Annotated in this window: 13 protein-coding genes; 9 read left to right on the top strand and 4 right to left on the bottom strand. The window is 60.7% G+C overall.

Annotated elements, in window-relative coordinates:
- Positions 1 to 7: 7 nt before the first annotated feature.
- On the bottom strand, positions 8 to 1375 hold the full coding sequence (locus tag V6N02_RS05380) for a DUF2927 domain-containing protein (protein WP_371224463.1): 1368 nt from the start codon (positions 1373 to 1375) through the stop codon (positions 8 to 10).
- A 288-nt stretch (positions 1376 to 1663) separates the two neighbouring features.
- Positions 1664 to 2503 carry an AAA family ATPase gene (locus tag V6N02_RS05375; protein ID WP_371224462.1) on the bottom strand — a complete coding sequence of 280 codons (840 nt, stop codon included), beginning with the start codon at positions 2501 to 2503 and terminating at the stop codon, positions 1664 to 1666.
- Positions 2504 to 2643: 140 nt separating this feature from the next.
- Here V6N02_RS05375 and dksA point away from each other — a divergent pair, with 140 nt between their 5' ends.
- Together dksA and V6N02_RS05365 are read left to right on the top strand one after the other, a co-directional pair.
- Positions 2644 to 3117: an RNA polymerase-binding protein DksA gene (gene dksA / locus V6N02_RS05370; RefSeq protein WP_371224461.1), complete on the top strand. Its 474-nt coding sequence runs from the start codon at positions 2644 to 2646 to the stop codon at positions 3115 to 3117.
- Positions 3118 to 3187: 70 nt separating this feature from the next.
- Positions 3188 to 4357, top strand: a complete 1170-nt coding sequence (locus V6N02_RS05365) for an FAD-dependent oxidoreductase (RefSeq protein ID WP_371224460.1) — start codon at positions 3188 to 3190, stop codon at positions 4355 to 4357.
- 16 nt (positions 4358 to 4373) lie between these two features.
- Here the strand turns inward: V6N02_RS05365 and xth are convergent, their stop codons facing one another.
- Together xth and V6N02_RS05355 are read right to left on the bottom strand one after the other, a co-directional pair.
- Positions 4374 to 5156 carry an exodeoxyribonuclease III gene (xth, locus tag V6N02_RS05360; RefSeq protein WP_371224459.1) on the bottom strand — a complete coding sequence of 261 codons (783 nt, stop codon included), beginning with the start codon at positions 5154 to 5156 and terminating at the stop codon, positions 4374 to 4376.
- A gap of 55 nt (positions 5157 to 5211) precedes the next feature.
- Complete coding sequence (locus V6N02_RS05355; RefSeq protein WP_371224458.1) at positions 5212 to 5535, bottom strand: HesB/IscA family protein; 324 nt, start codon at positions 5533 to 5535, stop codon at positions 5212 to 5214.
- Positions 5536 to 5617: 82 nt separating this feature from the next.
- On the opposite strand from V6N02_RS05355, the gene V6N02_RS05350 reads away from it, so the two are divergent.
- The 7 genes from V6N02_RS05350 to scpB all read left to right on the top strand — a co-directional run bounded on the left by V6N02_RS05350 (position 5618) and on the right by scpB (position 12822).
- Positions 5618 to 6787, top strand: coding sequence for a deoxyguanosinetriphosphate triphosphohydrolase (locus V6N02_RS05350; protein WP_371224457.1), 1170 nt, complete (start codon positions 5618 to 5620; stop codon positions 6785 to 6787).
- Positions 6788 to 6880: 93 nt separating this feature from the next.
- Positions 6881 to 7501 (top strand): hypothetical protein, encoded by a 621-nt coding sequence (locus tag V6N02_RS05345; RefSeq protein WP_371224456.1) that lies wholly within the window; start codon positions 6881 to 6883, stop codon positions 7499 to 7501.
- A 52-nt stretch (positions 7502 to 7553) separates the two neighbouring features.
- The gene (gene argS / locus V6N02_RS05340; protein WP_371224455.1) at positions 7554 to 9299 is read left to right on the top strand and encodes an arginine--tRNA ligase; all 1746 of its coding nucleotides are present in this window, start codon (positions 7554 to 7556) and stop codon (positions 9297 to 9299) included.
- Positions 9300 to 9377: 78 nt separating this feature from the next.
- Positions 9378 to 10370 carry an SPOR domain-containing protein gene (locus V6N02_RS05335; RefSeq protein ID WP_371224454.1) on the top strand — a complete coding sequence of 331 codons (993 nt, stop codon included), beginning with the start codon at positions 9378 to 9380 and terminating at the stop codon, positions 10368 to 10370.
- A complete protein-coding gene (locus V6N02_RS05330) occupies positions 10346 to 11374 on the top strand; it encodes a glycoside hydrolase family 3 N-terminal domain-containing protein (protein ID WP_371224453.1) in 1029 nt (342 codons plus the stop codon). Before V6N02_RS05335 ends, V6N02_RS05330 begins: the two co-directional genes overlap by 25 nt.
- On the top strand, positions 11367 to 12155 hold the full coding sequence (locus V6N02_RS05325; RefSeq protein WP_371224452.1) for a segregation and condensation protein A: 789 nt from the start codon (positions 11367 to 11369) through the stop codon (positions 12153 to 12155). Before V6N02_RS05330 ends, V6N02_RS05325 begins: the two co-directional genes overlap by 8 nt.
- 4 nt (positions 12156 to 12159) lie before the next feature.
- A complete protein-coding gene (gene scpB, locus V6N02_RS05320) occupies positions 12160 to 12822 on the top strand; it encodes an SMC-Scp complex subunit ScpB (RefSeq protein ID WP_371224451.1) in 663 nt (220 codons plus the stop codon).
- The last annotated feature ends 8 nt before the right edge of the window (positions 12823 to 12830 follow it).

Raw genomic sequence — 12830 nt, 5'->3', positions numbered from 1 at the left:
GATGTGTTTACCCGTTCGATCCTTTGAGCGGGCTGAGCGCTGAAATCTCGCGCAGTTTTGCACGTACCGCCCAATCCGCGCCAAAGCCGTAGCGTGCCCAGCCCAGACTGTCCATACGTACGGCCTGCGCTTCTGCGACGCGGCCGGTCAGATCAAGCGCTTCGGCGCGCAACATCAGCAATGTGGCAAGAAGCGCGGCGTTTTCGTGCCGCTCGGCTGTGGCCAGATGCGGTGCGGTCATGGCCAACGCCTCTTCGCCGCGCCCGCTGCTGATGGCATAGGCGGCCAGTTGCGCGGCGGTATAGGCGCGGTGCAGGCCGGTGCCGGGATTTTGGCGATAGAGCCGATCCGCGGCGATAAACTGTGACTGTGCGAAACGCGGGTTGCTGGCCTGGGTCAGGCGACCCAGGGCAAAGTGACTAAAGGCGCGGCGGTGATCCGTCCATTTCATGGCATCGGCGATTTTTAACGCCTCATCACCTGCGGTGCGGCGTTGCCGGGGCGATGACCCGGGTCCAAGCGCGGTCTGGACGGCACGGATCCAGGCCCGCGGTGTCGAGGGTGTGAAGCGCGGTGCCAGTTGATCCCCTGCCGGGTTCAGGCGGCTGAGGATGGCGGGCAGGCGGGCTTCGACCTGGCCCCGGGCCATGCCATTGCGCAGCTCGGGCGAATAGTAAGCGCGCAGGATCAGCATATCAAAGCCGGTCAGAACGGTGTGGATGTTGTCATCGTTAAACACGCTGTCAGACAGCCGATAGAGATCATTGAGCGGACCTAAAGCCTGTGCCAGCTCTTCATGCAGGCAATCGCGCACCTCTTGCGGGCTGGCGTCATTGGGCAGGAAGATCGCCAGCTTGCGCCGGGACTCGAGATTGCTCCAGTTCGTCTGGCGTTGACGTTTGGCCGAGCGGTATTCCGACAGGCTGGAAATGTTCGGCACCACGAAACAGGCGGCCTTTGGCAGATGCTTGCGGATCTGGGCGCGTGATACGGCCTCGATGGTGATGTTGGCCTGCCCGGCGCGGCTGCGGGAAATGTTGATGCCTGCCTCGGTGCGCAAACGGTGCAGCAACCGGTTCAGATCCATTGACAACGTCGGGGGCGGGCTTCCGGTGACGCGCACGGAAACGGGCCCTTCGAACCGGGTAAAGGTGCTGAGCATCCGGCCGGATTCCAACTGGAAAGACAGGTCCATGAAGTCGCGCTTGATATCGCTGTTCGAGCGTGTCGGGGGCACTGGACGGGGCGCGGAAAACGCCTTCATCACCGGGAGTGAACTTTCAGAATACGTGGCCGCACGCGTCGGCGTGTCATTGGATGCCCCCGGGACACACGCCCCCAACATCAGACAAATCGGCAAAATTACGCGGCGCATAGGCCCCCCCAACGATATAATAACACCTCGGACCCACATGCCGGCAAGGCATAGGGATGGTGACCTGTTCGGGGGGTGAGACCTGGTTGGCGCTTCTTTTTGCTGCTCGTGCCCGGCACCTGGCCCAAATCCCTAACAGGATGGGAAGACGTATGATTTCTCATCCTGACCGGGGTAAGGACGAATTAAGGCAAAATTGTGGCAATTAATTCCACAAGCGAAACAGTGACTTGAGTTCTTTTTCTTTGTTCGCAGGGACGATCCCGTGTGCGCTGTCTAGAAAGTGCTCTATCGCGGTCTGCGCGCCATGAAGGCCAGCCGTTCGAACAGATGCACATCCTGTTCGTTTTTCAGCAAGGCACCGTGCAAACGGGGCAGGGCGTCGGTCCCGTCGCGGCGCAGATCCTCGGGGCTGAGATCCTCGGCAAGGATCAGTTTCAGCCAATCCAGCACCTCGGAAGTCGAAGGTTTCTTCCGCAAACCCGCCTGATCGCGAATCTCGTAAAACTGGGTCAGGGCAGTGGTCAGCAACGCATCCTTGATTCCCGGATGATGCACTTCGACGATCTTGCGCATGGTTTCGGCATCGGGAAAGCGGATGTAGTGAAAGAAACAGCGGCGCAGAAACGCGTCGGGCAGTTCCTTTTCATTGTTAGAGGTGATGATCACCACAGGGCGGTGCCGCGCCTTGATCGTCTGCCCGGTTTCATAGACGTGAAACTCCATCTTATCGAGTTCCTGCAGCAGATCATTCGGGAACTCGATATCGGCCTTGTCGACCTCATCAATCAGCAGCACGACTTTTTGGTCGGCCTCGAAGGCCTGCCAAAGCTTGCCCTTCTTGATGTAGTTGCCGACGTCATGCACACGTTCGTCGCCCAGCTGACTGTCGCGCAACCGGCTGACGGCGTCATATTCATAAAGTCCTTGCTGTGCCTTGGTGGTGGATTTGATGTTCCATTCCAGCATCTCAAGCCCCAGGGCATCCGCCACCTGGCGCGCCAGTTCGGTCTTGCCCGTGCCCGGTTCGCCCTTGACAAGAAGGGGGCGTTCCAATGTCACCGCGGCATTGACCGCAACCGTCAGATCGTCGGTGGCGACATAACTGTCTGTGCCCTGGAATTTCATAATTTATCGTTTCCTTTCAAGGCCGGGTAGGCCCCGGTTCGCGCGCACCCTAATGCGAAGGCGAAAACACATCAATGCTCTGTGATTGGGGAGTGACAAACCTATATTGCAGGTGTAGATCAGGCGCCAGAACGTGCCACATGTCTGAGGAGATCATTATGCCAGACGTTGGCCTTGATAAGGGAGCTGACATGAAATCGGAAGTATTTCTGCCCGACGATTATCGCCCGGCCGAGGACGAACCTTTCATGAATGACCGTCAGGTCGAATATTTTCGCCGCAAGCTGTTTGACTGGCGCGAAGAACTGTTGGCGGGCAGCCGGGATACGATTGAAGGCCTTCAGGATGGCACCCGTGCCATTCCCGATGTTGCCGATCGTGCTTCGGAGGAAACCGATCGTGCGCTGGAATTGCGCACAAGGGATCGTCAACGCAAGCTGGTTGCCAAGATCGATTCTGCCCTGCGCCGAATCGACGAGGGTGAATACGGTTATTGTGAAGTCACAGGTGAGCCGATCAGCCTTAAACGGCTGGATGCACGCCCGATTGCGACGATGAGCCTGGAGGCCCAGGAACGCCACGAACGCCGCGAGAAGGTACATCGCGACGACTGAGGCGAAAAACCACAGATAATCATCATCGCCGGGGCTTTCGCTCCGGCGTTTTTCGTTTCAAAGAGGGGCCATGAATATAACCGCTAGCAAAATCTGTGTGATCGGGGCCGGGATCGCGGGGCTGTCCGTGGCGCGCGCGCTGGCTTTGCGCGGGGCCAAGGTAACGGTGCTGGAACAGGCCGATGCGATCCGCGAGGTGGGCGCGGGCCTGCAGATCAGCCCGAATGGATTCGTGGTGTTGAGGGCCCTGGGGCTGGGGCGGTCATTGGCCGAGAAATCCGTGATGGCGGATGCGGTCAGCCTGCGGGACTATCAGAAGGGCGAGGTGCTGCGGCTGGACCTGACGCGACAGGTGCCGCGCGATTACCATTTCGTCCACCGCGCCGATCTGATCGAGACACTGGCCGAAGGTGCCCGCGCGGCAGGTGTTCGGGTTCGTCTTTTGCAACAGGTCGAAAGTATAACGCCCGGTGCCCCTGCGAAGATTACCACCGCAAGCGGCGCAACGGTTGAGGCCGACCTTGTGATTGGGGCGGACGGGCTGCATTCAAAAATGCGCCCGGTGCTGAATGAAACCACCAAACCCTTCTTTACCGGGCAGGTCGCGTGGCGTGCTGTCGTACCTGTTGAGAAGAAAGCCGAGCGGGTGGCCCGCCTGTTCATGGCCCCGCATCGGCATCTGGTGGTTTACCCGCTGCGCGACGGGCAGTTTCTGAACGTGGTGGCGATTCAGGAACGGGCGGCCTGGGTCGAAGAAGGCTGGCATGTCAAAGATGATCCCGAAAGCCTGCGCGCTGCCTTTGGCGATTTCGGGGCCGAAGCGCAGGACGTGTTACGCCGGATTGACGACGTTCACATCTGGGGGCTGTTTCGCCACCCGGTGGCCAAGACTTGGGTGGGCAAGGGTTTGGCGATGCTGGGGGATGCCGCGCACCCGACGCTGCCGTTTCTGGCCCAGGGGGCGAATCTGGCCCTGGAAGATGCCTGGGTATTGGCCGATTCCGTGGCCGAGTTGGGGATCAATACGCTCGCACTGGATGCCTATCAGGCCAAGCGGCGCCCCCGCGTATGCCGCGCGATCAAGGCGGCGACCGGGAATGCCTGGAAGTACCATTTGTCCTTTGGCCCGTTGCGATGGGCGGCACACATGGCCCTGCGTACGGGCGGGCGGCTGGCTCCGCAGTCGATGTTGCAGCAGTTTGACTGGCTCTATGAGCATGATGTGACGCGCCACGATTAGACCGTTCCGGCGCTGGTTAAGCGTCCAGATCAACCCAGATCGGAACATGGTCTGACGGTTTTTCCCGCGCGCGGATGTCCTTGTCGATCTGGCAGTCCCGCATCAGATCGGCCGCCTGCGGGGTCAGCAGGAAATGGTCGATCCTGATCCCGTCATCGCGGTTCCATGCGCCGGCCTGATAGTCCCAGAACGTGAAATGCCCCGGCCCCTGGGTGCGGGCGCGGAACGCTTCGGTAAATCCCAGATTGACGATCCGGCGAAACGCGGCGCGGCTTTCGGGGCGGGCCAGCGCATCTTCCTGCCAGACTTCGGGGCGCTTGGCGTCTTCGTCCTGCGGGATGATATTGTAATCCCCGGCCATCAGAGCCGGTTCTTCGCTGGCCATCAATTCCTGCGCACGCGTATAAAGCCGTTCCATCCAGGCGAGCTTATAGTCGTATTTCGGCCCCGGACATGGGTTGCCATTGGGCAGGTAAAGCCCGCAGACCCGTACCGCCCCTTTGTCGCCGATCACCGTGGCTTCGATCCAGCGGGCCTGTTCATCCGCATCATCGCCGGGCAGGCCGCGTGTGACATCTTCCAACGGCAGTTTCGACAGGATCGCCACCCCGTTAAAGCTTTTCTGGCCATGGGTTTCGACGCGATATCCCATGTCCTCGAAATGTTCGCGTGGAAAGCCCTCGTCGACCGATTTGATCTCTTGCAGCAGGGCCACATCGGGTTGGGCCTCGGAAAGCCAATCGCTGAGGGCGTTGATCCGGGCCTTGATGCCGTTGATGTTGAAACTGGCGATTTTCATGGGTGGCCCTCTCGATTGCGTCTAATCTATTGCGCAGGGGAGGGACGGGTGCAAGTTACATCGAAAACGATGTGCCACAGCCACAGGACGAGGATGCATTCGGATTGTCGATTACAAACCGCGCGCCGATTAGTTCTTCGCTGAAATCAATCACGGCCCCGGCCAGAAACGGCAGCGAGACGGAATCAACCACGACCTTCTGGCCTTTGCCCTCCAGCACCAGATCGTCCTCGGTCGGATCATCCAGCTTGATATCATAGTGAAAGCCCGAGCATCCGCCGCCCTCAACCGCCACGCGCAACGCCTGACCCTGGTCATGGGCACCGATCTCGGCCAGACGCTCAAACGCGCGTTCGGTCACTTTGGGGGGCAGGTTCATCGGGGTCGCTCCTGAGTGTTTCAACTCGTCCTGTGATGCAATATAAGAAAGAAGGGAACAGGCGGCAAGGATACCGGCAGAAATGTATGCGCCATTTGCAATGACGCCGCAGGCCACGCGTGGGCGGTTGGTGGCGGAAGAGGAAAGCGCGTTTCGTTCGTGTTTTCAACGGGATCGTGACCGGATCATCCATTCCAGCGCCTTTCGCCGCCTCAAGCACAAGACACAGGTGTTCGTCGAACATGAGGGTGATTATTTTCGCACCCGTCTGACCCATTCCATCGAGGTGGCACAGGTGGCGCGCACCATTGCTGGGGCGCTGCACCTCAATGGCGAGCTGACCGAAGCGGTCGCGCTGGCCCATGATCTGGGGCACACGCCCTTTGGCCATACGGGCGAGGATGCACTGGATGCGTTGATGACCCCATATGGCGGGTTTGATCACAATGCGCAGGCGGTGCGGATCGTCACCGCGCTGGAACGCCATTATGCGGATTTCGACGGGCTGAACCTGACCTGGGATACCTTGGAGGGGATCGCTAAGCATAACGGCCCGGTGACGGGCGATTTGCCCTACGCTCTGGCCGATTACAACGCGCTGCACGATCTGGAACTGCACACCCATGCCAGTGCCGAGGCGCAGGTTGCCGCGCTGGCTGACGACATCGCCTATAACAATCACGATCTGCATGACGGGCTGCGGGCCGGGCTGTTTTCAGAAGACGAGATCCACGCCTTGCCGGTGATCGGGCCGTGCTATGACGCCGTTGATCGCCACTATCCCGGCCTTGATTCCTATCGGCGTCGGCACGAAGCCCTGCGCCGGGTCTTTGGCGTGATGGTCGAAGATGTGATTGCAACGTCCAAGGCGATTTTGACGCAGCACAACCCGGATTCGTCACACGCTGTGCGCCATCTGGGCCATCCGGTGGTTCGGTTTTCTGACGCACTCTGGGCCGATCTGAAAGTGATCCGCGCATTTTTGTTCAAACACATGTACCGCGCGCCCGAAGTTGTGGCAATGCGCGAGCGCGTAACGGCTGTCGTTGAAGAGTTGTTCCCCTATTACCTGTCAGACCCCAGCCATCTGCCCAAACGGTGGCAGGACGATGTGGTCGCGGCCACCGATCAGACAGCTTTGGCCCGGCTGGTCAGCGATTACATCGCGGGCATGACGGACCGTTTTGCGTTGCAGGCCCATGCCCGGCTGTTGGGCGGTCCCGGCGGGGCGGGTGAGCGCGGCGGGGCATAACCTTTTCCTCCCTGATCCGCGGCGCATTTGTCGCGATGTCCGAAGGCTGTTAACCTTTTCGGCGGGAAGGGCCTTATAGACTGAGTTTTCGGGGTGAGGGAGCGTTACACTTTTAACGGCAAGACCGTGGTGCTTGCCGGTGCGGGATGTCCGGCCGGTGATGCCCTGGCGTCTGGATTTGCCAGCGCGGGCGCCAGAGTGGTTGCCATTGATCGAAATGAGTGCCGCGTGCTGGATATTGCCGCCCGTGATCCCGAACGCATTGATCCTTTGCGACTGGACATCCTTGATCCGGATCAGACAGCCTTGTTCGCGAATATATGGCAGGACGAGCCTCTGAATGTGCTGATCCACCTTCAACCCCTGCGCCATATCAACGATCTTGCCAAGGCGATTCCATCGGTCCTGTCATGGAACAACCGCCTGAGTCCGGGATTGAAAGCGGGGCAGAGCCGCGTGGTGGTTTTGTTCCAGGACATGCCGGATGCCGCAAAGCCCCGGCAGCGCGCGTTTCTGCCGGCACTTGAACGGCTGGCCAGAACCTTGCAGTCGGATTTTGAAGGCACGGGTGTCACTGTGAATGCGGTCCGTTTGCCTGCCCAAAGCAGCGCCACCATCACAACCAACCTTCTGCGCGTGGTAACATGGTTAACCGGGCCCCCGTCGCCACATCTTTCAGGCAGTTTGCTGGGGCTTCAGGCGCAGGGCGATTGACCTTCGCGTTGCCAATGGGGTACCGACGCGCAACGCCACAAAGGAACGCCCGATGAATCTGTTTACCGATATCCGCAGCCTTGTTCTTGAGGCCCTTGGGGCAATGCAGGAGGCAGGTGATCTGCCTGCGGGTCTGGACTTTGCAAATGTTGCGGTCGAACCTCCGCGCGATGCGGCCCATGGCGACATGGCGACCAATGCCGCGATGGTGCTGGCCAAGCCCGCCGGTGCCAAGCCGCGTGATATTGCCGAGGCGCTGGCCGCGCGTCTGGTGGAGGATGCTCGGATCACCGCCGCCGATGTCGCCGGTCCCGGTTTTCTGAACCTTCGGTTGGATGCGTCGGTCTGGCACGGGGTGGTGAAGGCGGCCTTGCAGACGGGCGATGGCTTTGGGCGCTCGGATATGGGGCAGGGCAGACGGGTGAATGTCGAGTATGTGTCGGCCAACCCGACCGGGCCTTTGCATGTCGGCCACACACGGGGTGCGGTGTTTGGCGATGCGCTGGCCAGCCTGCTGGATTTCGTCGGCTATGAGGTGACGCGCGAGTATTACATCAACGATGGGGGCGGGCAGGTCGATGTGTTGGCCCGCTCGGTCTACCTGCGCTATCTGGAAGCCCATGGGCAGGCGGTTGCCTTTGAAGACGGGACCTATCCGGGTGATTACCTGATCGCCGTGGGTGAAGCCCTGAAAGACAAGGTGGGCGACGCTTATGTCGATCAGCCCGAAAGCGTCTGGCTTGAAGAGGTGCGCAATTACGCCACCGATGCGATGATGGCGTTGGTCAGGGATGATCTGGCCGCGCTTGGCGTGCATATGGACCAGTTCTATTCGGAAAAGTCGCTCTATGGCACGGGCCGGATCGAAGCGGCGCTGGAAGACCTGGCGAGTAAAGGCCTGATCTATGAAGGCGTGCTGGAGCCGCCCAAGGGCAAGAAACCCGAGGATTGGGAGCCGCGTGAGCAGACCCTGTTCAAGTCCACCGAACATGGCGATGACGTGGACCGCCCGGTGAAGAAATCCGATGGCAGCTGGACCTATTTCGCGCCTGACATCGCTTATCATTATGATAAGGTTTCCAGGGGGTTCGATGCCCTTATTGATGTATTTGGCGCCGATCACGGTGGTTATGTCAAACGGATGAAAGCGGCTGTCTCGGCGCTGTCGGATGGCAAGGTGCCGCTGGACATCAAGCTGACCCAGCTGGTGAAGCTTTACAAGAATGGCGAGCCGTTCAAGATGTCCAAGCGTGCGGGCACTTTCGTGACCCTGCGCGACGTGGTCGATCAGGTGGGCGCGGATGTCACGCGCTTCCACATGCTGACCCGCAAGAATGATGCGCCGCTGGATTTTGATTTCGACAAGGTGCTGGAGCAATCCAAGGACAACCCGGTTTTCTACGTCCAGTATGCCAATGCGCGGGTCAACTCGGTGCTGCGCAAGGCACGCGAGGCCAAAATTGACGTGGCCGATGCCACTTTGGCCGCTGCGGACCTTGAGCAATTGACGGACGAGGCGCAGCTTTCAGTGGCCAAGAAGGTCGCCGAATGGCCCCGTCTGGTCGAAATCGCCGGGCGCACGAACGAGCCGCACCGCGTGGCCTTTTACCTCTACGATCTGGCCAGTGAATTGCACGCGCTTTGGAACCGGGGCAATGATCAACCCGCCCTGCGTTTCCTGGGTGAGGCTGATCCGGCTGCCACACAGGCGAAAATCGCGCTCGCACGCGCCGTAACCGTTGTTATTTCTGCAGGTCTTGGTATTCTGGGCGTAACTCCGGCGGAAGAGATGCGGTAAGAAACTGCACGGTTCGGGGATGATGAGGCAGAACTTATCCCCGGCGTTCCATAATCGCCGGAGAACACGAGGCGAGATATGGCGCAGATGCAGGACATGCGGGGCCCCGCAACCGGGCAAAGATCATCTATTTCGACACTGACCAATTTAATGGGGGCGGCTGCCTCTTTGGCTTTGCTGGTGGGCATCGGCGTGTGGAGTTATCAGCTTCTGATGCGCGATGTCAGCGGTGTGCCTGTGGTGCGCGCCGCCGAAGGGCCGATGCGCGTTCAACCGGAAAATCCCGGCGGACAGCAGGCCCAGCATCAGGGCCTTAGTGTGAACGGTGTGGCCGCTGAAGGCACCGCGGCGGATCCGGCGGATCGCCTTGTGCTGGCCCCGGCACCTTTGGAACTGACTGTCGAGGACGAAGCCTTGCCGTCGGTCGGGCAGGGCATCACCCAAGAGGCGGCCAGCACGCCAAGCCAGCCTGCAGACGAACCCGAGACGACGAATGTTGTGAACCCCGAAGACCTGCAACTGGCTGCGGTTGAACAACTGGCCACGCAATTGTCCGAAGGTGTCACACCTTTGCAGGAGTTGGAGCCGGCCCCCGAAGCTGCGCCTGAGACTGCCACGGATGACGCCGCCACGGATGACACTGTCACGGATGTAGCCCCCGAAGTGTTGGCCGCAATCGCCGCGCAGTCCGAAGTCGAGGGGGGATTGGGCCGGTCCCTGCGCCCCAAGCTGCGCCCCGCCACGCTGAGCAATGTGCAGCAAACCAGCGCAGTGCAACCGGCGTCCGGCCCCTCCGACATTGACCCCGCCGCGATCCCGGCGGGCACTCGCCTGGCGCAGCTGGGTGCGTTTGAAAGTGCCGAGGTGGCCCGCGCCGAGTGGGACCGGCTGCAAGGCCAGTTCAGTGAGTATCTGGAAGGCAAGGACCGCGTCGTGCAAAAGGCGACCAGCGGCGGGCGCACCTTCTATCGCCTGCGCGCCATGGGCTTTGCTGATCTCAGCGATGCACGGCGGTTCTGCTCGGCCCTTGTGGCCGAAAAAGCGGAATGTATTCCGGTGGTTACACGGTGACAAGATTTGGCGCGACGATTTTGGATGCGGACGAGCTGCGTCTGAGATCGGATGAAAAGGCGTTGTTTCGCGATGTGAACCCGTTCGGGTTTATTCTGTTTGCCCGCAATATCGACACGCCCGATCAGGTCCGCGCCCTGTGCGGTGACCTGCGCGAGGCTGTGGGGCGGGATTGTCCGATCACGATCGATCAGGAAGGCGGGCGCGTGCAGCGCCTGCGCGGCCCCCAGTGGCGCGAATGGCTGCCCCCGCTGGAGCAGGTGCAGGGTGCGGGTGACCGGGCCGCCGAGGTGATGTATCTGCGCTATCGCATCATCGCGGATGAGTTGCGCGCCCTTGGCATCGACAGCAATTGCGCGCCCCTTGTGGACGTGGCTGGACCGGACACGCATCCGTTCCTGCAAAACCGATGCTATGGGTTTGAGGCTGATGCTGTGGCTGAGATTGGCCGTGCCGTGGCCGATGCCCATCTGGATGGTGGTGTGTTGCCGGTGGTCAAACATATCCCGGGCCATGGCCGCGCCGTGGTAGACAGCCATCTGGACCTGCCGGTGGTGGATGCCGATCCCGAAGACCTCTCGGATACTGATTTCGCGCCGTTCCGCGCGCTGAATGATCTGCCCCTGGGGATGACCGCGCATCTGGTTTATTCCCGTCTGGGCAATGGGCCGGCCACCACGTCATCCACCGTGATGCAGATCATCCGGGAGGAAATCGGCTTTGACGGGCTGATCATGACCGATGATATTTCGATGAAGGCGCTGTCGGGGTCTCTGGCAGACATCGCGCGCGGCTCGCTGTCGGCGGGTTGCGACGTGGTTCTGCATTGCAACGGCACCTTTGCCGAACGCGTGGCCACGGCCGAAGCATCTGGCGAGATGAGCGAAACTGCCCAAGCCCGGGCAGAACGGGCGCTTGCCGCCCGCAAAACCCCTGATGAGGTTGACATTCCCGCGCTAGAGGCAAAGCTGTCGGCCATCATGAGCGGGCAGGATGATGTCTGAGGACAGTTTCGAGGAAATGGAGCGGATCGACAACGTTGCCGAGCGGATGGCCGCCGAGGCGTTGATCGTTGACGTGGACGGGTTTGAAGGCCCGCTGGACCTATTGCTGACGCTGGGGCGCACGCAGAAGGTGGATTTGCGCAAAATCTCGGTTCTGGCGTTGGCTAAGCAATATCTTGCCTTCGTGGAAAAGGCCAAACAACTACGCATCGAGTTGGCCGCCGACTATCTGGTGATGGCGGCCTGGCTGGCCTTCCTGAAATCCCGCCTGTTACTGCCGCCCGACCCCGAAGAAGAGGGGCCATCGGGCGAAGAACTGGCCGCGCATCTGGCGTTTCAGCTGGAGCGGTTGCAGGCGATGCGCGAAACCGCTGCCAAGCTGATGGCGCGGGACCAGCTGGGGCGCGATTTCTTTGCCCGCGGCATCCCCGAGGATGTCACGCAGGTGCGAAAAGTTACCTATACCGCCACGTTGCTGGACCTGATGCAGGGTTATGCGCGCATTCGCACCAAGGACGAATTCCGCCCCTACGTGATGGATCGCGACGCGGTGTTCACGCTGGAACAGGCGCTTGAGCGGATGCGTGGGCTGATCGGCTTTGCCGGCACATGGACGGATATCGCAACTTATCTGCCGGACGGGTTTACGACCGATCCGGCGCGGCGTCGCAGCGCCACGGCCTCGACCTTTGCTGCCTCGCTGGAGCTGGCGAAAGAGGGCAAGGTGGAATTGCGCCAGAGTGAGAATTTCGCGCCGCTGGAGTTGCGGCGTAAGGATTAAGAGTATGACAGAAGAAATTGAAGAAAAAGAAGAAAGCCTGTTCGAGGCGCCCCCCATGGGAGAGCAGGAGCGTATGGTCGAGGCGATCCTTTTTGCCACGGCCGAACCCATCACGACCCGCGAACTTGAATCGCGGATGCCCCATGGCAGCGATCCGGCCGAAGCGCTGGTGCATTTGCGCAAACGTTACGAGGGACGCGGCGTGAACGTGGTGCGCGTGGGTGATGCCTGGGCGATCCGCACGGCCCCTGATCTGGGATTCCTGATGCAACGGGAGACGGTTGAGACCCGCAAGCTTTCCCGTGCGGCGATCGAAACGCTGGCGATCATCGCCTATCATCAGCCCGTCACCCGTGCCGAGATTGAAGAAATCCGAGGCGTGTCGGTCAGCCGGGGGACGGTGGATCAGCTTTTGGAAATGGAGTGGATTCGCTTCGGTCGCCGTCGTATGACGCCGGGCCGCCCGGTGACCTTTGTTGTGACGCAGGAATTTCTGGATCATTTCGGGCTGGAAAATGCGCGCGACCTGCCGGGTCTCAAGGAATTGCGGGCCGCCGGATTGTTGGAAAATCGCCCGCCGCCGGGTTCGATGCCGCAACTGGGCGAGGGCGATGTGGATGGCGAGGAAGAAAGCACCGAAGGCCAGAACGAGCTGTTCGAAGACTGAGTCCGACA

Origin of the sequence: Roseovarius conchicola (assembly GCF_041403425.1) — a bacterium.
GTDB classification, from domain to species: Bacteria; Pseudomonadota; Alphaproteobacteria; order Rhodobacterales; family Rhodobacteraceae; genus Roseovarius; species Roseovarius conchicola.
The sequence above is the reverse complement of the archived record's forward strand: the minus strand, read 5'-3'. Positions and strand labels throughout refer to the sequence as shown.

Excerpts from the sequence above, each read along its gene's own strand:
- dksA (WP_371224461.1), top strand. The coding sequence starts at position 2,644 with ATGTCTGAGGAGATCATTATGCCAGACGTTGGCCTTGATAAGGGAGCT.
- V6N02_RS05335 (WP_371224454.1), top strand. The coding sequence starts at position 9,378 with ATGGCGCAGATGCAGGACATGCGGGGCCCCGCAACCGGGCAAAGATCA.
- V6N02_RS05365 (WP_371224460.1), top strand. The coding sequence starts at position 3,188 with ATGAATATAACCGCTAGCAAAATCTGTGTGATCGGGGCCGGGATCGCG.
- V6N02_RS05380 (WP_371224463.1), bottom strand. The coding sequence starts at position 1,375 with ATGCGCCGCGTAATTTTGCCGATTTGTCTGATGTTGGGGGCGTGTGTC.
- V6N02_RS05375 (WP_371224462.1), bottom strand. The coding sequence starts at position 2,503 with ATGAAATTCCAGGGCACAGACAGTTATGTCGCCACCGACGATCTGACG.
- V6N02_RS05350 (WP_371224457.1), top strand. The coding sequence starts at position 5,618 with ATGTATGCGCCATTTGCAATGACGCCGCAGGCCACGCGTGGGCGGTTG.
- V6N02_RS05355 (WP_371224458.1), bottom strand. The coding sequence starts at position 5,535 with ATGAACCTGCCCCCCAAAGTGACCGAACGCGCGTTTGAGCGTCTGGCC.
- V6N02_RS05325 (WP_371224452.1), top strand. The coding sequence starts at position 11,367 with ATGTCTGAGGACAGTTTCGAGGAAATGGAGCGGATCGACAACGTTGCC.
- V6N02_RS05330 (WP_371224453.1), top strand. The coding sequence starts at position 10,346 with ATGTATTCCGGTGGTTACACGGTGACAAGATTTGGCGCGACGATTTTG.
- argS (WP_371224455.1), top strand. The coding sequence starts at position 7,554 with ATGAATCTGTTTACCGATATCCGCAGCCTTGTTCTTGAGGCCCTTGGG.
- xth (WP_371224459.1), bottom strand. The coding sequence starts at position 5,156 with ATGAAAATCGCCAGTTTCAACATCAACGGCATCAAGGCCCGGATCAAC.
- scpB (WP_371224451.1), top strand. The coding sequence starts at position 12,160 with ATGACAGAAGAAATTGAAGAAAAAGAAGAAAGCCTGTTCGAGGCGCCC.